General features: G+C 64.4%; 17 protein-coding genes. 10 read left to right on the top strand and 7 right to left on the bottom strand.

Annotation, left to right across the window (positions count from 1 at the left end; translation table 11 throughout):
• Positions 1-38: 38 nt before the first annotated feature.
• From ACP159_RS13280 to ACP159_RS13260, 5 genes are all read right to left on the bottom strand, one after another.
• Positions 39-1316 carry a TRAP transporter large permease gene (locus ACP159_RS13280; RefSeq protein ID WP_425100209.1) on the bottom strand — a complete coding sequence of 426 codons (1278 nt, stop codon included), beginning with the start codon at positions 1314-1316 and terminating at the stop codon, positions 39-41.
• Positions 1313-1813: a TRAP transporter small permease gene (locus ACP159_RS13275; RefSeq protein ID WP_425100208.1), complete on the bottom strand. Its 501-nt coding sequence runs from the start codon at positions 1811-1813 to the stop codon at positions 1313-1315. Before ACP159_RS13275 ends, ACP159_RS13280 begins: the two co-directional genes overlap by 4 nt.
• Complete coding sequence (locus tag ACP159_RS13270) at positions 1810-2517, bottom strand: SDR family NAD(P)-dependent oxidoreductase (RefSeq protein WP_425100207.1); 708 nt, start codon at positions 2515-2517, stop codon at positions 1810-1812. Before ACP159_RS13270 ends, ACP159_RS13275 begins: the two co-directional genes overlap by 4 nt.
• On the bottom strand, positions 2514-3371 hold the full coding sequence (locus ACP159_RS13265; protein ID WP_425100206.1) for an isocitrate lyase/PEP mutase family protein: 858 nt from the start codon (positions 3369-3371) through the stop codon (positions 2514-2516). The genes ACP159_RS13270 and ACP159_RS13265 overlap by 4 nt, the downstream gene beginning before the upstream one ends.
• Positions 3372-3654: 283 nt before the next feature.
• Positions 3655-4419 (bottom strand): DeoR/GlpR family DNA-binding transcription regulator, encoded by a 765-nt coding sequence (locus ACP159_RS13260; RefSeq protein ID WP_425100205.1) that lies wholly within the window; start codon positions 4417-4419, stop codon positions 3655-3657.
• A gap of 255 nt (positions 4420-4674) precedes the next feature.
• On the opposite strand from ACP159_RS13260, the gene glpD reads away from it, so the two are divergent.
• The 8 genes from glpD to ACP159_RS13220 all read left to right on the top strand — a co-directional run bounded on the left by glpD (position 4675) and on the right by ACP159_RS13220 (position 12721).
• Entirely contained in the window at positions 4675-6273 is a 1599-nt protein-coding gene (gene glpD / locus ACP159_RS13255) for a glycerol-3-phosphate dehydrogenase (RefSeq protein WP_425100204.1), read from the top strand.
• A gap of 13 nt (positions 6274-6286) precedes the next feature.
• On the top strand, positions 6287-7375 hold the full coding sequence (locus ACP159_RS13250) for an ABC transporter ATP-binding protein (RefSeq protein WP_425100203.1): 1089 nt from the start codon (positions 6287-6289) through the stop codon (positions 7373-7375).
• 11 nt (positions 7376-7386) lie between these two features.
• The gene (locus tag ACP159_RS13245; protein ID WP_425100202.1) at positions 7387-8484 is read left to right on the top strand and encodes an ABC transporter ATP-binding protein; all 1098 of its coding nucleotides are present in this window, start codon (positions 7387-7389) and stop codon (positions 8482-8484) included.
• Entirely contained in the window at positions 8484-9353 is an 870-nt protein-coding gene (locus ACP159_RS13240; RefSeq protein ID WP_425100201.1) for a carbohydrate ABC transporter permease, read from the top strand. Before ACP159_RS13245 ends, ACP159_RS13240 begins: the two co-directional genes overlap by 1 nt.
• Before the next feature lie 3 nt (positions 9354-9356).
• Positions 9357-10208 (top strand): carbohydrate ABC transporter permease, encoded by an 852-nt coding sequence (locus ACP159_RS13235; protein ID WP_425100200.1) that lies wholly within the window; start codon positions 9357-9359, stop codon positions 10206-10208.
• Positions 10208-10621 carry a hypothetical protein gene (locus tag ACP159_RS13230; protein ID WP_425100199.1) on the top strand — a complete coding sequence of 138 codons (414 nt, stop codon included), beginning with the start codon at positions 10208-10210 and terminating at the stop codon, positions 10619-10621. The genes ACP159_RS13235 and ACP159_RS13230 overlap by 1 nt, the downstream gene beginning before the upstream one ends.
• 13 nt (positions 10622-10634) lie before the next feature.
• A complete protein-coding gene (locus ACP159_RS13225) occupies positions 10635-10910 on the top strand; it encodes a DUF2160 domain-containing protein (protein ID WP_425100198.1) in 276 nt (91 codons plus the stop codon).
• Between the two features lie 89 nt (positions 10911-10999).
• Positions 11000-12721, top strand: a complete 1722-nt coding sequence (locus tag ACP159_RS13220; RefSeq protein ID WP_425100197.1) for a carbohydrate ABC transporter substrate-binding protein — start codon at positions 11000-11002, stop codon at positions 12719-12721.
• 240 nt (positions 12722-12961) lie between these two features.
• Here the strand turns inward: ACP159_RS13220 and ACP159_RS13215 are convergent, their stop codons facing one another.
• Together ACP159_RS13215 and ACP159_RS13210 are read right to left on the bottom strand one after the other, a co-directional pair.
• Positions 12962-13921, bottom strand: a complete 960-nt coding sequence (locus tag ACP159_RS13215) for an ornithine cyclodeaminase family protein (RefSeq protein ID WP_425100196.1) — start codon at positions 13919-13921, stop codon at positions 12962-12964.
• A 14-nt stretch (positions 13922-13935) separates the two neighbouring features.
• Complete coding sequence (locus ACP159_RS13210) at positions 13936-14589, bottom strand: TetR/AcrR family transcriptional regulator (RefSeq protein WP_425100195.1); 654 nt, start codon at positions 14587-14589, stop codon at positions 13936-13938.
• Positions 14590-14709: 120 nt separating this feature from the next.
• On the opposite strand from ACP159_RS13210, the gene ACP159_RS13205 reads away from it, so the two are divergent.
• Together ACP159_RS13205 and ACP159_RS13200 are read left to right on the top strand one after the other, a co-directional pair.
• The gene (locus ACP159_RS13205) at positions 14710-16755 is read left to right on the top strand and encodes an FAD-dependent oxidoreductase (RefSeq protein ID WP_425100194.1); all 2046 of its coding nucleotides are present in this window, start codon (positions 14710-14712) and stop codon (positions 16753-16755) included.
• A gap of 1333 nt (positions 16756-18088) precedes the next feature.
• On the top strand, positions 18089-21529 hold the full coding sequence (locus ACP159_RS13200) for an Ig-like domain-containing protein (RefSeq protein ID WP_425100193.1): 3441 nt from the start codon (positions 18089-18091) through the stop codon (positions 21527-21529).
• Positions 21530-21572: the final 43 nt, after the last annotated feature.

The raw sequence follows: 21572 nt of genomic DNA, 5'->3' as shown, positions 1-21572 counted from the left end.
ATAGTCTCCTCCTTGTTTTCGGTCTTCAAAAGGTCGGGTCACCTGAGCCAGTCGAGCGGCGTCAGGACGAGTTCCGGGAACAGCACCAGCAGCGCCAGCACAGTGATCTGCGCGATCAGGAAGGGCGCGGCCCCCTTGGCCACCCGGTGCAGCGGCACGCCACTGACCCCTGCCGATACGCTGAGCACGATGCCTACAGGCGGCGTCACGAGGCCGATGGCGCAGTTGATGACGAAGAGCACGCCGAAATAGATCGGGTCGATCCCCGCCTCCTCGACCACGGGCAGCAGCACCGGGGCGAGGATCAGGATGGTCGGCCCCATGTCGAGCATGGTCCCGATCAGCAGCACCAGCGCCATGATGACGATGAGCAGCAGCGTCGGGCTGTCCACCAGCGGGCCAACGAGGTCCAGCACGATGCCCGACAGGTCCGCCAGCGTGATGAACCAGGCGGTCGCCAGCGCGGCTGCGGCCAGCATCATCACCACGGCCGTGGTCAGCGCGGCCTTGCGGAACACCTCGAACAGGTGGCTCACCTTCAGCTCGCGGTGCACCACCATGCCGACGAAGATGGCATAGACGGCGGCGATCACGGCGGCTTCGGTCGGGGTCACGACACCGAAGCGGATGCCGCCCAGGATGATGACAGGCATGCCCAGCGACCAGAGCGCCTTCTTCGTCTCTCCGAGACGCACGCCCCAGCCCTGCCGCGCCAAAGGCTCGACCTTGTCGCGCCGCGCCACGATCAGCCAGGCCACGATTGCGCCAAGGCCCATCATGACCCCGGGCACGATACCCGCCATGAACAGCTGGGTTATCGACAGGTTCGTCGCCACGGCGAAGATGATATAGGCGATCGACGGCGGGATGATCGGCGCGATGACGCCGCCGGAGGCCATCAGGCCCACGGAGCGCGCCTCGTCATGGCCCGACTGCTTCATCATCGGCAGCATGATCGCGATGAGTGCCGCACTGTCCGCCGCTGCCGAACCGGAGAGCGAGGCGAGGATGATCGCTGCAAAGATCGCCACAACCCCCAGCCCCCCGCGCACATGCCCGACGAAGGCCATGGCAAAGCCGATGATCCGCTTCGACATGCCGCCCGCGTTCATCAACTCGCCCGCCAGAAGGAAGAACGGAATGGCAAGCAGCGAGAAGTTGTTCGCCCCCACGACCATCCTTTGCGAGATCACCTGCGGATCGAACAGGTCCATCTGCAGACCCATCGCCGCCGCGCAGAGCAGCAGGGCAAAGGCCACCGGCACGCCGATTACCAGCGACACGCCAAGAACAACGACGAACAGAAGCAGCGTCATTCGAGGATCTCCTCGTCATGTTCCGGCGCGTCCTGGATGCGGCCGGTGGCATATCCGAATGCCCGGATCGCCGCCATCAGCCCGACCAGCGCCGACATCGGGATCAGCACGCCGAAGACCCAGATCATCGGCATCCGCGTCACCGGCGCGATATTGGTGGCGTTGACGTGAAATTGCTGCAGCGTGCCGATCAGGACCAAGGCGCACATCGCCAGGACCAGCAGGTTCGCGACGGTCAGCAACACCCGCCGCTTGCCCGGCGACACCATGGTCACGACGAGGTCGAACCCCATGTGCATGTTATGACGCATCGCGACGATGGCGCCGAGGAAGATCAGCCAGACGAAGAAGAACCGCGAAAGCTCCTCGCTGACGTCGATCCCGGACCCGAAGCCGTAACGCAGCACCACGTTGGCAAAGACCATCACGGTCATGCCTGCCAGAAGCAGCACCAGCAGCCATTCCAGACCCTTGAAGAACAGGTCGACCAGTTTCATCGCCGCCCTCCCGCAACCTTGATGATTTCGCCCGTGACGTAAGAAGCGCCGAACAGCAGCCATTCGGCGGCCTCCGCCACCTCGTCCGGGCTTCCCATGCGACCCATGGGAATGCCTTTCTCGATGTCAGACCGCGCCTGCGCAGACGTCAGCACCGCGTCCTGGATCGGCGTGTCGATGATGCCCGGGGCAAGGGCGTTGACCCGGATCTGACCGGCGAAGTCCCGCGCCATGGCCCGCGTCAGCGCCATGATCGCGCCCTTCGACGCGCCGTAGGTCGCAAACCCGGTCGCGCCGCCATTCTCGCCGGCGATCGAGGCCATGTTGACGATGGCCGCCTGCGGATGCGGCACCCGGGCCTTGAGAAAGGCGGATGTCACCATCATCGCCCCGACGACATTGACGTCTAGCACACCCTGAACGTGCTCCGCGTCGAGATCCGCCCAGTCCATCCGCTGGCCGAGCACCCCGGCGTTGTTCACCAGATGCGTCGCCCCGCCCATCGGGGCCTCGGCAACCGCCTGCGCATCGGAGACATCGACCACATGCCCCTCGGCCAGCGGTCCCAGCACCGCGCAGGTCTCGGCCAGCTTGACGTCGGAGACGTCCCAGAGCACGACCCGCTCGCCCCGCGCCACGACCCTCTCCGCCACGGCGTGGCCTATGCCGGAGGCGCCGCCGGTTATCAGGACAACCGCACTCATTCGCCGTGCCTGTGGGCAAAGGCCTGATGCTCGGCAAGGTCGACCACCTCGCAGAACTCCGCATAGGTCAGCGCCGCCCCGCCGCCCGGCTTGCCGGACGCCTTCAGCCGCGCCAACGCGTCATTGCTCGCCTTGACGGCGGCAAACAGCGTCGTCACCGCGTACATCACCACGGAGAAACCAAGCTCCCGAACGTCTGCGACGCTCAACTGAGCCGCGTCAGTGCCGTCCACGAGGCTCAGCACCTTCGGCCCCTCGACCCGCTTCGCGATCTCCTCGACCTCGCTTCGGGTCTTTACCCCGTCGACGAAGATCAGGTCGACGCCCGTATCGCGATACCGCGCCGCCCGCGCCACCGCCTCGTCCATTCCCAGGGCTGGCAAGGCATCCGTGCGCCCGATCAGCACGATCTCCCCGGCGCCCCGCGCGTCCATCGCCGCCGCCAGACGCGCCGCACCCTCTTCGGGCGTTACCAGCCGCACCCCGGCCAATTGCCCGCAGCGCTTGGGCGAGATTTGATCCTCCAGGTGCAGCGCCGCGACGCCGCCCAGCATGTATTCCTGCACGGTCCGCGCCACGTTCAGCGCCCCGCCATAGCCGGTATCCGCGTCGGCGATCACCGGAATGTCCACCGCCCGCACGAAAGCCCGCGCGTGGTCCGCCATTTCGGTCTGCGTCATGAGGCCAAGGTCGGGCTGTCCGAGTCGCGTCGCCGTTGCACCGAGCCCGGTCATGTAGACCGCGTCGAACCCCTGCCCCTGAACAAGCCGCGCGGTCAGCGCATCGGGTGCGCCCGGCGCCACGACAAGGCTGCCCGCCTGCAGACTCGCCCGCAATGTGCCGGCTGCCGTCATCTGTGATCTCCTCCCCCGGTCCCTCACCCGAAGCGCCGGGACTCACGACCCGGCGTTTGAAATGTGTAACATGTAACACGGCAGATCTGTCAATACGCGACTTTACCCCCTCCATCCGAGCGTACCGGAAAGCCGGAACGACGTGCTGCGGGCCATCCAAAAATGCAATACAGGCAATGACTTCCGCCGCACGACGAAGATGCGGCGCGTTCAGGCAGCTGCAGGCGTTGAATGCGTTTGAGACTGTCTGCGACCGAGTCCTGCCGCGCCTTTGCGCGTCAGCTCAGCCGCCCGTAACGACGACTCGCGTGCGCCACGAATGACAGGCGGCCTTCAGATCGGCCGGCAACGGGCGGTCGGTGAAGAACGTGTCGAGATCGGCAAGCGAGGCGATGCGGGCCGGAGCGCTGCGCGACAGTTTCGTCTGATCGGCAACGAGAAAGGTCTTGCGGGACTGGCGCAGGATGGCCTTGCTGACGCTCACCTCCTGAATGTCGAAATCCAGAAGATCCCCTTCCCGATCCAGCGCCGAACAGCCGATCACCGCGAGGTCGAACTTGAACTGTCGGATGGTTTCGGCGGCGAGATTGCCGACCAGACCGCCGTCCGCACGGCGCAATTGCCCGCCCGTCACGATGATCTCGCAATCGTTGTTCCCGACAAGGATGTTAGCCACGTTCATGTTGTTCGTCACCACCATCAGGTTCTTGTGGTTCATCAGCTCCTCGGCCACCGCCTCGGTCGACGTGCCGATGTTGAGGAACAGCGAAATGTCGTTGGGGATTTCCGCCGCGCAGACCCGGGCGATGGCACGTTTGGCGTCCGGATTCAGGCTCCGGCGCTCCTCGTAGCCGATGTTTGTGGTGCCGGAGGGCAGCACGGCGCCGCCATGCACCCGCTCGAGCCGCCCCGCCTCCGCGAGATCGGTCAGGTCGCGGCGAATGGTCTGCAGGGTTACGCCGAAATGCTGGGCGAGCCCGTCGACTGTTACCTTCCCCTCCCGGCGGGCGATTTCGAGGATTTCGGGATGTCGGAACGTCTGCGACATGCTTTGCCTTTCGGATTGCGCGCCGATGCGGAACGTGACGCGCGGTCTGACGGGAAGACTCACAAAAAACGAACAGCAAGGCAAATATAATCTGTCCAGATCACCCAATGAACGGCCCATTGGCCGCCCGGATTGCAAGACAACGCCATGATTTCGCGACAAAACCCAATAACGAACAAAAACGAAAACAACCGCTTGCCAAATGGCGGCGCATTTGTCACAAACATGGTGCAAAACGCGCTTGGGGAGAATCGCGTGAAACATTCCAAAGATGCCGAACCCTTGGACCTGTTCATCATTGGCGGTGGCATCAACGGGTGCGGCATCGCCCGGGATGCGGCGGGGCGTGGATTGTCCGTCGCCCTGGCGGAAATGAACGACCTGGCCTCGGCCACATCCTCGGCATCCACCAAACTGTTTCACGGCGGCCTTCGTTACCTCGAGTTCTTCGAATTCCGACTGGTGCGCGAGGCGCTGATCGAGCGGGAAACTCTGCTCAAGGCGATGCCACACATCAGTTGGCCCATGCGTTTTGTTCTTCCTTATCATAAGGATATGCGGTTCGAGTCCGATACGCCGACGTCAAAGCTTCTGGGGATCTTCATGCCCTGGATGCGGGGACGCCGGCCGGCCTGGCTGATCCGGCTCGGGCTGTTTTTGTATGATCACCTCGGCGGCCGTCACATCCTTCCCGGCACGACGACTGTCTCCCTGAGTGGCACGGCGGAGGGCGCCCCGCTGCAGGACCGCTTTGCACGGGCCTACGAATACTCCGATTGCTGGGTCGAGGACTCGCGGCTTGTGGTGCTCAACGCCCGCGACGCCGAAGCCCGCGGCGCCCGGATCATGACCCGGACGAAGGTCCTGAGCGCGACAAGCGAAAACGGACTTTGGCGCATCGAAACGCGCAATTCCGAAAGCGATGAGGTCAGGACACACCACGCCCGCATGCTGGTCAACGCCGGCGGGCCGTGGGTGGGTGACATAATCCGGACCAAGGTCCGGGTGAACGCGCGCGAGGGTGTTCGGCTGGTGCGGGGCAGCCATATCGTCACGGAAAGGTTGTATGACCACGACAAGTGCTACTTCTTTCAGGGGACCGATGGCCGCATTATCTTCGCCATCCCCTACGAGACGGACTACACGTTGATCGGCACGACCGATGCAGAGCATGACGACCCGTCGAACACGCCGGAGTGCACGCCCGCGGAGCAGGACTACCTGCTCGCGTTCGCCAACCAGTATTTCAAGCGTCAACTGACCCGGTCCGACATCGTCTGGACCTACTCCGGCGTGCGTCCTCTGTACGACGACGGCGCCAGCAGCGCCACGGCGGCCACGCGCGATTACACGCTCAAGGTGGATACCTCCGCCGGGGCGCCGGTTCTCAACATCTTCGGCGGCAAGATCACCACCTATCGCCGTCTCGCCGAAAGCGCGCTCGAAAAGATCGGTACGCAGCTGTCCCTGCCCAAGGGCAAATGGACCGCCGGTGTGCCCCTGCCCGGCGGGGACTTCCCGGTCGACGGGGTCGCTGCGCTGGTCTCGGACCTGAAGGGCCGCTACCCGTTCCTGACCGATTTCTGGGCCCGGCGGCTGGTGCGGGCCTATGGTACGGAAGCGAAAGGCGTTCTCGGCAAGGTTGAAGACCCGGCCGACCTCGGACGGGACTTCGGAGCCACGCTGACGCAGGTGGAGGTTGCCTGGCTGATGGAACACGAGTTTGCGCGGACGGCCGAAGACGTGGTCTGGCGCCGCAACAAGCTCGGCTTGCGGCTGACGGGCGAACAGATTCGCGCTCTAGACGACTGGATGGCGGCACATCGCCAATCCACGTCCGCAGCAGCAGAATGAGGAGGAGGGCGCGATGACGCTGGAACTTAAGGGCGTATCGAAGACCGTCGAGGGGCAGACGCACATCCACCCCACGGATCTGACGCTGGAAAAGGGCACGATGAACGTGCTGCTCGGGCCGACCTTGTCCGGGAAGACCTCGCTGATGCGCCTGATGGCCGGTCTCGACGTGCCTGCGACCGGCCAGGTTTTCTGGAACGGCGAGGATGTGACCGGCATGCGGGTGCAGGACCGCAAGGTCGCCATGGTGTATCAGCAGTTCATCAATTACCCGTCGATGAGCGTTTACGACAACATCGCCTCCCCCATGCGCCTGATGGGCGTGGCAAAGGCGGAAATCGACCGCCGCGTCCGCGAGACCGCCGAGCTGATGAAACTCACGCCGATGCTGTCCCGCAAGCCGCTGGAGTTGTCGGGCGGCCAGCAGCAGCGCTGCGCCCTCGCCCGGGCGCTGGTCAAGAACGCCGGTCTGGTGCTGCTCGACGAGCCGCTGGCCAACCTCGACTACAAGCTGCGCGAGGAACTGCGCGTGGAGATCCCGAAGATCTTCGAGGCCTCCGGCTCGATCTTCGTCTATGCCACCACCGAACCGGAGGAGGCGCTGCTGCTCGGCGGCAATGTCGCCACGCTCTGGGAAGGCCGGATCACCCAGTTCGGGCCGACGCCGACGGTCTACCGCAAGCCGGTGGATGCCACCACGGCGCGGGTCTTCTCCGATCCGCCGATGAACTTCCTGCCGATCGCCAAGACCGGCTCCCGCCTCATGTTCGGCGACGGACAAGGCACCACCGCCACCGGCAAGTTGGCCGAACTGGCGGATGGCCGCTACACCGCCGGGTTCCGCCCCAACCATCTGGAGATCACCCGCCATTCGGCGGATGCCATGCAGTTTTCCACCACGCTCTCGGTCACGGAACTGACCGGCTCGGAGACCTTCGTGCACCTCGATCATGCGGGGCAGCGCTGGGTCGGGCTGATCCACGGGGTGCATGACCTCGACCTCGGCGCACCGCTCGATGTCTATCTCGACCCCCGGCATGTCTACATCTTCGGCGAGGACGGGGCGCTTGTCTCCCCTGCCGCCTACGCGCTCGCGGCCTGAGGGAGGACGCCATGGCCAAGATCACCCTCGACAACCTCGCGCACTCCTACCTCGCCAATCCCGCCGGCGAGGACGACTTCGCGCTGAAGGAACTGAACCACGATTGGGACGACGGCGCCGCCTATGCCCTGCTCGGCGCGTCCGGCTGTGGCAAGTCCACGCTGCTCAACATCATTTCCGGGCTGCTGCACCCGTCGCAGGGGCGCATCCTGTTCGACGGCAAGGACGTGACCCACGCCCCCACCGCCGAACGCAACATCGCGCAGGTGTTCCAGTTCCCGGTGGTCTACGACACCATGAGCGTGCACGACAATCTCGCTTTCCCGCTGCGCAACCGGGGCCGGGACGAGAAGTATGTCGCGGAGCGCGTGCAGGAAATCGCCCGGATGATCGGCATGGAGGACATGCTGCGCAAGAAGGCGCGCGGGCTGACGGCGGATGCCAAGCAGAAGATTTCGCTGGGCCGGGGCATGGTCCGCAAGGACGTCAACGCCCTGCTGTTCGACGAGCCGCTGACCGTGATCGACCCGCACATGAAATGGGAGCTGCGAACCCAGCTGAAAAAGCTGCACCGCGATTTCGGTCATACGATGATCTACGTCACCCATGACCAGACAGAGGCGCTGACCTTCGCGGACAAGGTAGTGGTGATGTACGATGGCCGCGTGGTGCAGATCGGCACGCCCGAGGAACTGTTCGAGCGGCCTGAACACACCTTCGTCGGCTATTTCATCGGCTCGCCCGGCATGAACGTGATCCCGGCGCGCGTCGAGGGGGACAAGGCCTATATCAACGGCTCCCACGTGCAACTGGCTCAAGGCTACGCGCCGCCCGAGGGCAAGGTCGCCATTGGTGTGCGCCCGGAATACGCCCGGCTGTCCCAGACCGAGGGCCTGCCGGTAAAGGTGCGCCGGGTCGAGGACGTTGGCCGCCACAAGATCATCCGCGCCGAATTCTTCGGCTTCGACATCAACATCATCGCCGGTGAGGACGAGGCGGTCAGCGCCGACATGAACCGTGTCACCTTCGATGCGCCCCATGTGAACGTCTATGCCAACGACTGGCTGGTCACCCCGCAGGGGCACGCTCAAACCGCGGGAGCCGCATGATGGAAAAGACCGTCAACCAGAAAGCCTGGTTCCTCGTTCTGCCGGTACTGCTGCTCGTCGCCTTCTCGGCGGTGATCCCGCTGATGACCGTGGTCAACTATTCGGTGCAGGACACCTTCGGCAACAACCAGTTCTTCTGGGCCGGGCTGGAGTGGTTCTCCGAAATGCTGGACTCGGAGCGCATGTGGAACGCGCTTGGCCGCCAGCTGATGTTCTCCGCCATCATCCTCGCCATCGAAGTGCCGCTCGGCGTCTTCGTCGCGCTCAACATGCCGAAATCCGGCTTCTGGTCCAGCTTCTGCCTCGTGCTGATGTCGTTGCCGCTGCTGATCCCGTGGAACGTGGTCGGCACGATCTGGCAGATCTTCGGACGGGTCGACATCGGCCTGCTCGGCCATACGCTCGACGCGCTCGGCATCAGCTACAACTACACGCAGGACACCCTTGCCGCGTGGATCACCATCGTCGTCATGGATGTCTGGCACTGGACCTCGCTGGTGGCGCTGCTGGCCTTCGCCGGGCTCAAGTCCATCCCCGACGCCTATTACCAGGCGGCGAAGATCGACCAGGCGTCGCGCTGGAAGGTCTTCCGATACATCGAGCTGCCCAAGATGATGGGCGTGCTGATGATCGCGATCCTGCTGCGCTTCATGGACAGCTTCATGATCTACACCGAGCCCTTCGTCGTCACCGGCGGTGGCCCCGGCAACGCCACGACGCTTCTGTCCATCGACCTCGTCAAGATGGCGCTGGGGCAGTTCGACCTCGGACCCGCCGCCGCCTTCTCGATCATGTACTTTCTCGTGATCCTTCTCATCAGCTGGGTGTTCTACACCGTGATGACCAACCTCGACAAACGGGAGGGCTGAGCGATGGCCGACGTTTCCGCACCCCGCACCGCATCGCGCGGGCTGTCCCTGCCGAAGATCAACGGCCGCGCCGTGGTGATGACGCTCTACCTGCTGTTTCTGCTGCTGCCGATCTACTGGCTGCTGAACATGAGCCTGAAGACCAACACGGAGATCCTCAACAGTTTCACGCTCTGGCCGCGCGATCTGACCTTCGACAACTACGCCACGATCCTCACCGATCCCGCGTGGTACATGGGCTATGTCAACTCGCTGATCTACGTCAGCATGAACACGGTGATCTCCCTTGCCGTCGCCCTGCCCGCCGCCTACGCCTTCTCGCGCTACAGCTTCATGGGCGACAAGCACCTGTTCTTCTGGCTGCTGACCAACCGCATGGCGCCGCCAGCCGTCTTCGCCCTGCCCTTCTTCCAGCTCTACTCCTCCGTGGGCCTGTTCGACACCCACATCGCCGTCGCGCTGGCGCATTGCCTGTTCAACGTGCCTTTGGCGGTGTGGATCCTGGAAGGCTTCATGCGCGGCGTGCCGAAGGAGATCGACGAGACCGCCTATATCGACGGCTACGGCTTCGGGACGTTCTTCGTGAAGATCTTCACGCCGCTCATCGCGTCCGGGATAGGCGTCGCGGCCTTTTTCTGCTTCATGTTCAGCTGGGTGGAGCTGCTGCTCTCCCGCACCCTGACGACGGTGGATGCCAAGCCCATCGCCGCCATCATGACCCGCACCCAGGGCGCCTCCGGCATCGACTGGGGTGTGCTGGCGGCGGCGGGCGTGCTGACCATCGTGCCCGGCGCACTCGTGATCTATTTCGTGCGCAACTACATCGCCAAGGGCTTTGCCCTCGGGAGGGTGTGATGAGCGACTCAATACTGAACGAAAGCGAGCGGATGATCGCAATGATAATCGGCCATCTTGCAGATGGCGGTGTCACTAGGCAGACATTTTCTGTGAGAGAACTTGGGTATGAGGCAAACGATGACAGTCACCGGCTGTTTCGGGACGCAGTGTTGTGGCTTGGATATGAGGGTATAATCGCCTCAGGCTATACCGAGCGAAAAAACCAGTTTTCTCAGAAAGACAACACAATCTTCGCCCGAAGTTTTTTTCTAACTTCAAAGGGCTTCAAACTGCTTTCTGAAAAGTTTGACGGTGAGCTGACCTTAGGTGCGGCGGTGAAGGAAGCCAACTCAAATGGCACCGGGTATGCTAACGCCGGAACGTTCTTTGGAGGCATTCTGGGCGGCTTTACGAAATCTATCAGCGGATAAAGGAGCGCATAACATGGACTGGATGGCCTGGACCCTGCCGACCGCGATCTTCTTCGCCGTCATCGCCGCGTTACTGATCACCTTCACGGTGCTGGCGATCAAGTTTCCGGAGACGCCGCGCACCGGCGTGCTGCGCATCGAAACCACCAGAGGCGACCGCCTCTTCATCACGCTGCTCGGCAGCGCGTTCATCAATCTCGCGTGGCTCGGCCTTGTCGGCCCCGACACGCAGCCGTGGGCCCTGGCGGTCTGCGCGGTCTACGCGGCGGCGGTGTTCCGCTGGGTATGACAGGAAACGGCGGCGCCCCCGAAACAGGGTCAGGAGAACCCCGGGGACGCTACCCAACACAACCAAAGTTCGACAATGGGAGGACCAACATGAACTTGGCATTGAAATCGACCACCGCATTGGCGGTGGCGCTCGCCCTCACGGGGAGCGGCGCGTTTGCGGACATGGAGGCGGCGAAAGCCTTCCTCGACGCGGAAATCGGCGATCTGTCGTCGCTGTCCCGCGCCGAGCAGGAAGCGGAGATGCAATTCTTCGTCGACGCGGCCCAGCCGTTCCAGGGCATGGAGATCAAGGTCGTCTCCGAAACCATCACCACGCATGAATACGAAAGCCAGGTGCTCGCGCCGGCCTTCACCGCCATCACCGGCATCAAGGTCACCCACGACCTGATCGGCGAAGGCGACGTGGTGGAGAAACTCCAGACACAGATGCAGTCCGGCGAGAACATCTACGACGGCTACATCAACGACAGCGACCTGATCGGCACCCACTGGCGCTACCAGCAGGTGCGCAACCTGACCGACTGGATCGCCGGAGAAGGCGCCAGCGTCACCTCGCCGACACTGGATCTCGACGACTTCATCGGCCTGAGCTTCACCACCGGCCCGGACGGCAAGGTCTACCAGCTGCCGACCCAGCAGTTCGCGAACCTCTACTGGTTCCGCTACGACTGGTTCAACGACGAGAAAAACAAGGCCGACTTCAAGGAGAAGTACGGCTACGACCTCGGCGTGCCGGTCAACTGGTCGGCCTATGAGGACATCGCCGAATTCTTCACTGGGCGCGACCTGTCGCACATGGGTGTCGAAGGCGAGGTCTTCGGCAACATGGACTACGGCAAGAAGGACCCCTCGCTCGGCTGGCGCTACACCGATGCGTGGATGTCCATGGCCGGCATGGGCGACGTGGGTGAACCGAACGGCCTTCCGGTCGACGAATGGGGCATCCGCGTGAACGAGCAGTCCCAGCCCACCGGCTCCTGCGTGGCCCGTGGTGGTGCGACCAACGCCCCCGCTGCGGTCTATGCCGTGACCAAGGCGATCGAGTGGCTGCAGAAGTACACGCCGCCCGCCGCCGCCGGCATGACCTTCTCCGAGGCAGGCCCGATCCCGGCGCAAGGCAACATCGCCCAGCAGATGTTCTGGTACACCGCCTTCACCGCCGACACGGTCAAGCCGGGTCTGCCGGTGATGAACGAGGACGGCACGCCGAAGTGGCGCATGGCCCCCTCGCCGCATGGCGTCTACTGGAAGGAAGGCCAGAAGGTCGGCTATCAGGATGCAGGCTCCTGGACGCTGATGAAGTCCACCCCGGTGGATCGGGCGCAGGCGGCCTGGCTCTATGCCCAGTTCGTCACGTCGAAGACCGTGGACGTGAAGAAGTCGCACGTCGGCCTGACCTTCATCCGCGAGTCGACCGTGCAGCACCAGAGCTTCACCGACCGCGCGGACAAGCTGGGCGGTCTGGTCGAGTTCTACCGCTCACCCGCCCGCGTGGCCTGGTCGCCGACCGGTACCAACGTGCCGGACTACCCGAAGCTGGCGCAGCTGTGGTGGCAGAACATCGGCGACGCGATGTCCGGTGCCAAGACCCCGCAGGAAGCGCTTGATGCGCTCTGCGCGGACCAGGAACGGGTTCTGGAGCGTCTGGAGCGTGCCGGCATCCAGGGTGACATCGGTCCGAAGCTGAACGAGGAGCGGGACGCGCAGTACTGGTTCGACCAGCCCGGAGCGCCCTACCCCAAGCTGGAGAACGAGGACGAAGAGCCCAAGACCGTCAGCTATGACGAGCTGATCGCGTCCTGGAAGTAAGACGATCCGGGCCGGGGCGTTGCGGCGCCCCGGCCCAATCGCGCCGCAGGGCACCTGTCCCGGCCCTGTCCTTCATGACCGGCGCATGATCCGCGGAGCGGACAACCGTTTTCGGGACCGGATCGACACAGGCTTTCGCATCGAAACATGACGGCCCTGCACCCTTTCGGCAGGATACCACCAATGACAATAAAGCCAAACCCACGGGTACCGGTATTCCGCCGCGCCCCGTCCTGTTCGTCACGATGTCATTCTCTGACCTTCCCCTTTCAGGTCTCCGTCCTGTGACGTCGCCGCAGCAATATAGCGGGCGATCATCAGGTCGAGGTGGGCGCCGCCGCCATTCTTGAAGACCGTGATCGCCTCAGGCGACGTCCGTGCCGACGCGCCGCCGTTCACAAGGTCATACAGATCCCCCAACACGCTCGCCTCCGTGATGACGCCGCCGGCCATCGGGATCATCAACTCGCCAATATGCCCGATCGTGGTCTCGCGGCAGTCGACATAGACCGAGGCGCGCGCCATCAGGGTGTCATCCGCCTCGCGCATATCGGGGGTGTAGGCGCCGATCAGGTCGACGTGGGTTCCGGGTTTGATCCAGTCGCCATGCAGCACCGGGGCGCGGGCCAGCGTTGCCGTGCTGATGATGTCCGCCTGCCCGGCCGCGTCGCGCAGGTCGGTGACGGCCTCGACGGTACCGTCGAACTCGGCGGCCAGTGCCTGCGCCTGTTCGGGGCGGCGGGTCCACAGCGAGATACGGTCGAGACCGGGGAACGCCGCCGGGTAAGCCTTGATCAGGCTGCGGGCGACCGGACCGCCGCCAACGATCAGCAGGTGCCGGCTGTCGGGCCGCGCGAGGCACAGAGCGCCGAGCACGGAGTCGGCGGCGGTCTTGATCTCGGTCACCAGACTGCCATCGACCACGGCCTCCAGCGCGCCATTGACAGCGTCAAAGACCAGCATAGCGCCCTGAATCGTCGGCAGGCCGTGCTGCGGATTTTCGTTGAAGATCGTCACGGATTTCACACAAAAGCCCAGGCCCTCGATCCAGGCACCTCGGCTCAGCAGGTTGCCCGTTGCCTCGCCCAGAAACATGTCGGCGATCTGCGCGCGCGGCAGACGGTGACCCGCCCGCAAGGCCTCGACCGCGTCGGGCCAGGACAGCCGCGCAATCGTGTCGTCATAGGAGATGTAGCGCATGGGTTTTTCGCGGGTCAGAGGGCAGGATCGAATTTCAGACGGGCGTGAAAGCGGGCCAGTTCGCTGTCAGTCGGCGCCTGGCCGCAGAACGTCTTCACGTAGCCCGGCGCCCGCGCCATCCGCACGCCGACGCTCTCCCGCACCTGCATCGAGATATAGCCAATCTGCGTCAGGTAGACCGTCCGGGCGCGGACATCCGCCTCGTCCTCGGCGAACCCGAACCGTGCGAACATGGCGCGGATCGCGTCGATCCTCACCTCGTCCGCCGCATGGACCCGCGCCGCCACCCCGTCCGACTGATGCGCCCAGCCCCGGATCGCAAAATCGAGCTGCGGCTCGAACAGCGCCTCGTCTTGGAACACGACGATCAGGTTCAGAATCGCCTCGGAAATGGTCTCGGCATAGGCCGCGCAGGCGTCGACGAAAGCGCCGGTGTTCTTGGCGTCCCAGTCTTCGAGCAGCGCCTCCAGCAGCGCCTTCCGGTCCTTGAAGAACCAGTAGAAGCTGGTGCGCGACAGGGCCAGCCCGGTGGCCAACGGTTGGATTTTGACCGCGTCGACGCCGGACTGGATTAAGGCTTGGCGTGCGGCGGCCAGCCAGACCTCGCGCGAGCCGCGCCAGCCGGTGGTCTTTTCGTCGGAGAGGGTCTGGTCTGTCTGGTCTGTCATGAGGCGCAGCGTAGCCGCCGGGGCGGGCCTTCACAAGGGAAATGGACATGGGTGATCTTTTAATTGACACATGTGAACATTTCTCGAATGATCAGGCCATCACTCCCGAAAGGCACGCCCATGTCCACCGACCCGCTCCTCCAGCCGTACCAGCTCAAGCACCTGACGCTGCGCAACCGCATCATGACCACCAGCCACGAACCGGCGTATCCCGAGGACGGCATGCCGAAGGCACGCTATGCCGCCTACCACGCGGAACGGGCGAAGGCGGGCGTGGCGCTGGCGATGACCGCGGGCTCGGCGGCGGTGTCGAAGGACAGCCCTCCGGTCTTCAACAACATCCTCGCCTACAAGGACGAGGTGGTGCCTTATATCAAGCAACTGACCGATGCCTGCCACGATCACGGCTGCGCGGTGATGATCCAGCTGACGCATCTCGGCCGCCGGACCCGCTGGGACAAGGGCGCGTGGCTGCCCTCGGTCTCGTCCACGCTGCACCGCGAACCGGCCCACCGCGCCTTCCCGAAACGCGCCGAGGATTGGGATATCGAGCGCATCATCACCGATTTCGCCGATGCCACCGAGCGGATGATGGCGGGCGGCATGGATGGCATCGAGTTGCAGGTCTACGGCCACCTGCTCGATCAGTTCTGGTCGCCCCTGACCAACGATCTGGACGGTCCCTATGGTGGGCAAAGCCTCGACAGCCGGATGAAGCTGCTGATGGATGTGCTGAGCGGCATCCGCAAACGGGTGGGCAACGACTTCATCGTCGGCATCCGCTACACGGCAGACGAGGCCGAGGCGGGCGGAATCACCGCCGAAGAGGGCATCGAGATTTCGAAGAAACTGGCCGACTGCGGCATGGTCGACTTCCTCAACGTGATCCGCGGACGCATCCATACCGATCCGGCGATGACGGACGTGATCCCGGTGCAGGGCATGAAGAACGCCCCGCATCTGGATTTCGCCGGGGCGGTCAAGGCGGCGACGGGCATGCCCACCTTCCATGCCGCCAAGATCCCCGACGTGGCAACAGCCCGTCACGCGGTGGCCAGCGGCCTGCTGGACATGGTCGGCATGACCCGCGCCCACATGGCCGACCCGCATGTGGTCAAAAAGATCATGGAGGGGCGCGAGGACGACATCCGCCCCTGCGTCGGCGCGACCTACTGTCTGGATCGCATCTACCAGGCAGGTGAGGCGCTGTGCATCCACAACCCGGCGACGGGCCGCGAGTTGACCATGCCGCACACCATCACCCCCGCCGCAGAGGCAAAGAAGGTGGTGATCGTCGGCGCCGGTCCCGCCGGTCTCGAAGCCGCCCGCGTGGCCGCCGAGCGCGGCCATGCCGTGACGGTCTTCGAAGTGCAACCCGATCCCGGTGGCCAGGTCCGTCTGACCGCGCAGAACCCGCGCCGCCGCGAGATGATCTCGATCATCGACTGGCGCATGGCGCAATGTGCGGCGCGCGACGTGACCTTCCACTTCAACACCTGGGCCGAGGCGGCGGACGTGACCGCGCTGAACCCCGATGTGGTGATCGTCGCCACCGGCGGCCTGCCGAACACCGGCCTGTTCGAGGACCGCAGCGAACAGCCGCTCGTGGTCTCCGCCTGGGACCTGATCTCGGGCGACGTGAAGCCCGGGCAGGACGTGCTGATCTATGACGAGAGCGGCGACCATCCGGGCCTGATGGCGGCGGAAGTCGCCGCCAATGCCGGGGTGAAAGTCGAGGTCATGACCCCGGACCGCACCTTCGCCCCCGACATCATGGCCATGAACCTCGTGCCCTACATGCGGGCGCTGCAGGACAAGGACGTGACCTTCACCGTCACCCGCCGCCTCAAGGCGGTGGAGAAGGACGGCAACCGGCTGAAGGCCACCGTCGGCACGGATTACAGCGGATTCACCAGCGAGAAGACCTACGATCAGGTTGTGGTGAACTACGGCACGCTGCCGCTGGACGACCTGTATTTCGACCTGAAGGACCTGTCGTCGAACGGCGGCGCGGTCGACCATGACGCCCTGATCGAGGGCCGCCCGCAGACCGTGATCCGCAACGCGCAAGGCACCTTCCAACTGTTCCGCATCGGCGACGCCGTCAGCGCCCGCAACACCCACGCCGCGATCTACGACGCGCTGCGTCTGGTCAAGGACATCTGACGATGCGGTCGTTCAGGACCACTCATGTCCGAAAGCATGGCGGCGTGAAGCGTCCGATTTGGCGCAAGATACACACAGGGATCGACGAGGAACCGCTGGATGTCGGGACCATGGAGGTGACGACGCGCCACATGGGCGATGCGCCCCTGTTGCCGGAGTCTCGGTCAAATCCCGTCCCGTCCGTCCATCGAGTCAGGCCATCGGATCCGTGACCCCCGGGTAGCCTGCGACACACGCGGACGCCGTGACGCGATTGCTGGCGCGGCACCGCTGCCATCATTCCTCCGCGCAAGAACGCCAAACCTTGGAAACCATCAGCGCCGGGGCCGTTGCCCGCGACGAGGCCGTCAAAGCATCGCGATACCCCGGCCCCGCCGCCCGGCGGGGGTGGAGCGGATACTTCCGAAGACGCCGTGTGACCACCAGGACGCATGGCATAAAGTTGCCGGGGCGAGGTCTCACATACGGGACTTCGAGCGTCAGGTCGCGGAAATCCAAACCGTGTCGGCATCCCTGATAGGGACACAGCCCCTGGCATACCCGTTGCCGAGGTCATCGGCGAAATCCACCCGGGGACTGGGACGTATGCTCACCCGTTTCTTTGCGCAACAGCGCTCTGACTGGTGATTGATTTCGATTTCTCGTCGTTCGTTACGCTATCCGGGCGAACAGCCGCGACTGGCATGGGATGTTCTGCAGGACATGGACGGGCACTTTCGGCGAACCGGATAAATCAATTCGCCAGATGCCTGCGGAGTTGCGTCTCTGGCCAGAAAAATCGGCATCACGGAATTCGCAGACCCGGCCACAGCGGTTTCGACTCCCCTGTGCCGTCCTTCGCGGCGGCCGCGAAACACCTCTGGCGGAGGGGCCGCGCTACCGCGGTGGTCAGCCTTTTTGCAACAGAACCACACGCCTGCATAATACCCCTGGCAAGACATTCGCGCATTGATTGCACACGCTCCAACGGCTCGCCCAGATGCCCTCCCGGGGCGCCCAGTCACGCGGCACGGGATATCGTTCCAAAAACATCATTTGATTCAAAGTATTGACAATCCATCCTCTGCACCCCGATCGGGGCAGCCCTGACCCTCACGACCCACGAAATGCGGGATCTCTCCCGGAAATCGGGAAACCCCATTTTTTTTTGACGCAACGGCAAGCGGCCATGGTAGCATTTTCGAAGACATTTCAAATATTGGGGGGTGGTGTCATGGGTTTTCCGTTCAGCTCTTCGTTTTTCTCGACCGTATCAGCCGGGCAATCCGGCAAGGGTCCGGACATTGCGACATTCCGGTTTCAACTTCCATGGAATTCTGACGGGACGGCGTCGGTGCCGGACGTCTTCAAGGCATCTCAGGGCGGATCGTCTTCCGGTGAAGAACCGGGCAGCGCGACCCAAAGCGTGTCGGTCGGTCAGAACGCCTTTCTCATCGCGGGGGACGCCGGGGGCAACACGCTGACCGGCACGGACGAGGACGACAGGATCCAAGGCAAGAAGGGCAATGACTCCATCCTTGGTCTGGACGGCGACGACAACATCTCTGCCGATCAGGGCGACGACACCGTCAAGGGTGGCCCGGGCGACGATTTCATCGACGGCGACAAGGGTTTCGACACGGCGGTCTACGACGGCTCGATCCTCGACTTCGTGTTTTCACCGCCGAGCGGCGGCACGAACACCGTCTTCATCACCGACCTGAACACCACGGACGGAAACGAGGGTACGGACGAGCTGAAGAAGGTCGAGGCGCTGCAGTTCGACGACTTCCTGTACCTGATCGGGCAGGACAACGCCCCGCTGATCACCAGCGCGGGCGGCAACACGAACGAGGACAGCCCCGGGACCTTCATCGTAAACGCCTACGACTTCGAGGGGGATGCCCTGCAGGCCCCGGTGGTGACCTACGCCGGTCCCGGCACCATCACGCTTGTCTCCACGACGCCGCTGACCCCGGCAGTCGGCAGCGGTTCGGCCTTCGAGTTCCAGTTCGATCCGGCGGGCCAGTTCGAGTATCTCGCGGCGGGCACCAGTGCCGTGGAACTGATCAGCGTCCAGATCGCCGACGCCAATGGCAATACTTCCATGGTCGAACTGGCGGTCACGGTCACCGGCGTGAATGACGCGCCCGTCGCGGAGGATGACGCGGCAACCACCGACGAGGACGTCGCCACCCTGATCGACGTGCTGGGCAACGACAGCGACGTGGACCTGGGCGACATCATCGGCGTCACCGCGGCCAGCGCCGCCAACGGCACTGTCGTGGTCCAGGCGGACGGGCAGTTGCTCTACACGCCGGACCCGAACTTCAACGGCACCGACACCATCACCTACGAGATCACCGACCTCGGCGGCCTGACCTCCACCGCCACGGTGACCGTCACGGTCAACCCCGTGCCGGACGCGCCGGTGGCGGAGGATGACTCGGCGACAACCGACGAGGACACCGCCGTCACCTTCGCCGTGCTCGGCAATGACTATGACGTCGACATCGGCGATACCATCAGCGTTACGGACGCCTCCGCGGCGAACGGCACGGTGGTGATCGAACTGGACGGCCAACTGACCTACACGCCGAACCTGAACTTCAACGGCACCGATACCATCACCTATGAGATCACCGACAGCACCGGCCTGACCGATACCGCCACGGTGACCGTGACGGTCAATCCGGTCAACGATCCGCCGGTCGCCCAGAGCGACACGGCGACGGTCAACGAGGACACGCCGACACTGATCGACGTGCTCGGCAATGACAGCGACGTGGATATCGGCGACACGCTGACCGTAACCTCGGCCACCGCGCTCAACGGCACCGTCGCGGTACAGGCAAACGGGCAGTTGCTCTACACGCCCGATCCGAACTACTTCGGCAGCGACACCATCACCTACGAGATCACCGACAGCGGCGGGCTGACGTCGACGGCCACCGTGGCGGTCACGGTGAACCCGGTCAACGATGCGCCGCAGTCGCTCGACATCCCGGTGACAATCAACGAAGGTGATGGCGTCACGATCATCGACCTGAGCACGCAGGCCACGGACATCGATGGCGACGCGCTGACCTTCTCCAACATCGTCCTGACCCGGGACAGCGCGCCCATTCCCTTCACCCTCGTCGGCCCCGGGCTGATCCGGATCGACCCGGCGGACCTCGGGCTTTCGGATGGTCAGAGCGTCTCGGTGACCTTCCAGTACCTCGTGACCGATGACAGCGGCGCGGCCAACAACAGCGATAGCGGGATCGTGCCGGTGACGGTGAATGGCGGCGACACCCCGCCACCCGTGAACGCGCCGCCGGTCGCCTCGGCGATCACGGTCGTCGCCGACGAAGGCGACGGCCCCGTGTCCGTCTCGCTCGCCGGACTGGTCTCCGACCCGGACACCGCCACCGGAGACGTGCTGACCATCACCAGCCTGACCCGCGACATCGGCGGAACGCCGGTTGCGGTGCCGTTCAGCGGCGGCATCACCGCGGGCGACGGCGGCACCCTGTCCTTCGATCCGGCGATCTTCGGGCTGGAAGAAGGCGAAACCGGCACCTTCGTGCTGACCTACGTGGTGCGCGATGCCGCGGGTCTGACCGCGACGAACACCATCACGCTGGATCTGACCGGGGACACGCCGGGGACCGGCAACACGCCGCCCACCGCGATCAGCCTGCCCACCGGGCCCGAGCCGACGGACATCATCATCGACGATCCGGCGTCGACCACGCTGACCGTCGACATGTTCGCCCTGATCGCCGATGCCGAGACCGCCGACGCTGACCTCGTGGTGACCATCGGCGGGCTTCAGATCGGCTTCGACGAGGCGACCGGCCAGCCGATCCTCGCCGATGGCGCGCTCAGCTACAACGATGTCACCGGCATCCTGACCGTCGATCTGACGGCGATCCCGGTGCCGGATGGCGATTCCCGGATCGGGGTGATCGGGTACACGGTCTCGGACGGCACCGCCTCTGCCGCCGGTCAGATCGTCTACAACTACGTGAACCCGGCGGACGGCCCCGCGCCCGACACCACCTACGTGCTCGACTTCGAGGAGTTCCAGTTCGCCGATCCGGAGTTCCAGGGCCCGGTCCCCGGGAGCATGGGCTTCGACTTCAGCGGCGTCGCCACGGCGATCGAGACCGACGAACTGGGGGGCGACGGACGTGCGCCAACCGGCATCGTCGGCGGACAGACCACGAGCGGCGGGGGCAATGTGCTGGTCGGGACCTACTCGACCCAGACCGTCGTGACGCCGGTACTGGACGAATTCGGCCAGCCCGTGCGGGACGAGGAAGGCAACCCGGTGCTGGAAGTGGTCGAAGTACCGGACGAGGATTTCGCAATCCTCGCGCCCGGCCTGCCCTTCGGTGTCGGCGGGCCCGGTCAGCTCATCGGGACCACCCTGCCGGGACAAAGCATTCCGGTGCCGGCGATTGCGGCCACGGCGTTCGACGTCAGCAGCCTGTCGCTCAACCCGGTGGCCGGTGACGGGGTGACGGTGACGATCACCGTCTACACCATCGGTGTCGTGGAGACGGCGAACACGAACAACCCGGGCCTCTCGGACTACTTCGCCTCGCTCGTCGCGGTCGACAGCTTCGACTTCATCGTGGACGCTTCGACCCCGGCAAGCCAGATCGACTTCACCGCCCTCGACTTCGGCCTCGGCCTCACCGGCGCGAACCCGGACCCGACGATCTTCGACGACATCTACGCGATCAGCATCACCACCGCGGACGGCACCGCCATCGTGCTGGACGATGTCGTGCTGACCGCCTGACCCGACAGGACAGAAGGGCCGGTTTCCCGGACCGGCCCTTCTG

This window comes from Tropicibacter sp. S64 (assembly GCF_049803835.1).
Taxonomy (GTDB): Bacteria; Pseudomonadota; Alphaproteobacteria; order Rhodobacterales; family Rhodobacteraceae; genus Pacificoceanicola.
This window is presented reverse-complemented; position numbering and strand designations above follow the sequence as displayed.

What these genes read in the sequence shown, in the direction of transcription:
- ACP159_RS13280 (WP_425100209.1), bottom strand. Translation starts at nt 1,316, where the DNA reads ATGACGCTGCTTCTGTTCGTCGTTGTTCTTGGCGTGTCGCTGGTAATC.
- ACP159_RS13275 (WP_425100208.1), bottom strand. Translation starts at nt 1,813, where the DNA reads ATGAAACTGGTCGACCTGTTCTTCAAGGGTCTGGAATGGCTGCTGGTG.
- ACP159_RS13270 (WP_425100207.1), bottom strand. Translation starts at nt 2,517, where the DNA reads ATGAGTGCGGTTGTCCTGATAACCGGCGGCGCCTCCGGCATAGGCCAC.
- ACP159_RS13265 (WP_425100206.1), bottom strand. Translation starts at nt 3,371, where the DNA reads ATGACGGCAGCCGGCACATTGCGGGCGAGTCTGCAGGCGGGCAGCCTT.
- ACP159_RS13260 (WP_425100205.1), bottom strand. Translation starts at nt 4,419, where the DNA reads ATGTCGCAGACGTTCCGACATCCCGAAATCCTCGAAATCGCCCGCCGG.
- ACP159_RS13250 (WP_425100203.1), top strand. Translation starts at nt 6,287, where the DNA reads ATGACGCTGGAACTTAAGGGCGTATCGAAGACCGTCGAGGGGCAGACG.
- ACP159_RS13245 (WP_425100202.1), top strand. Translation starts at nt 7,387, where the DNA reads ATGGCCAAGATCACCCTCGACAACCTCGCGCACTCCTACCTCGCCAAT.
- ACP159_RS13240 (WP_425100201.1), top strand. Translation starts at nt 8,484, where the DNA reads ATGGAAAAGACCGTCAACCAGAAAGCCTGGTTCCTCGTTCTGCCGGTA.
- ACP159_RS13235 (WP_425100200.1), top strand. Translation starts at nt 9,357, where the DNA reads ATGGCCGACGTTTCCGCACCCCGCACCGCATCGCGCGGGCTGTCCCTG.
- ACP159_RS13230 (WP_425100199.1), top strand. Translation starts at nt 10,208, where the DNA reads ATGAGCGACTCAATACTGAACGAAAGCGAGCGGATGATCGCAATGATA.
- ACP159_RS13225 (WP_425100198.1), top strand. Translation starts at nt 10,635, where the DNA reads ATGGACTGGATGGCCTGGACCCTGCCGACCGCGATCTTCTTCGCCGTC.
- ACP159_RS13220 (WP_425100197.1), top strand. Translation starts at nt 11,000, where the DNA reads ATGAACTTGGCATTGAAATCGACCACCGCATTGGCGGTGGCGCTCGCC.
- ACP159_RS13215 (WP_425100196.1), bottom strand. Translation starts at nt 13,921, where the DNA reads ATGCGCTACATCTCCTATGACGACACGATTGCGCGGCTGTCCTGGCCC.
- ACP159_RS13210 (WP_425100195.1), bottom strand. Translation starts at nt 14,589, where the DNA reads ATGACAGACCAGACAGACCAGACCCTCTCCGACGAAAAGACCACCGGC.
- ACP159_RS13205 (WP_425100194.1), top strand. Translation starts at nt 14,710, where the DNA reads ATGTCCACCGACCCGCTCCTCCAGCCGTACCAGCTCAAGCACCTGACG.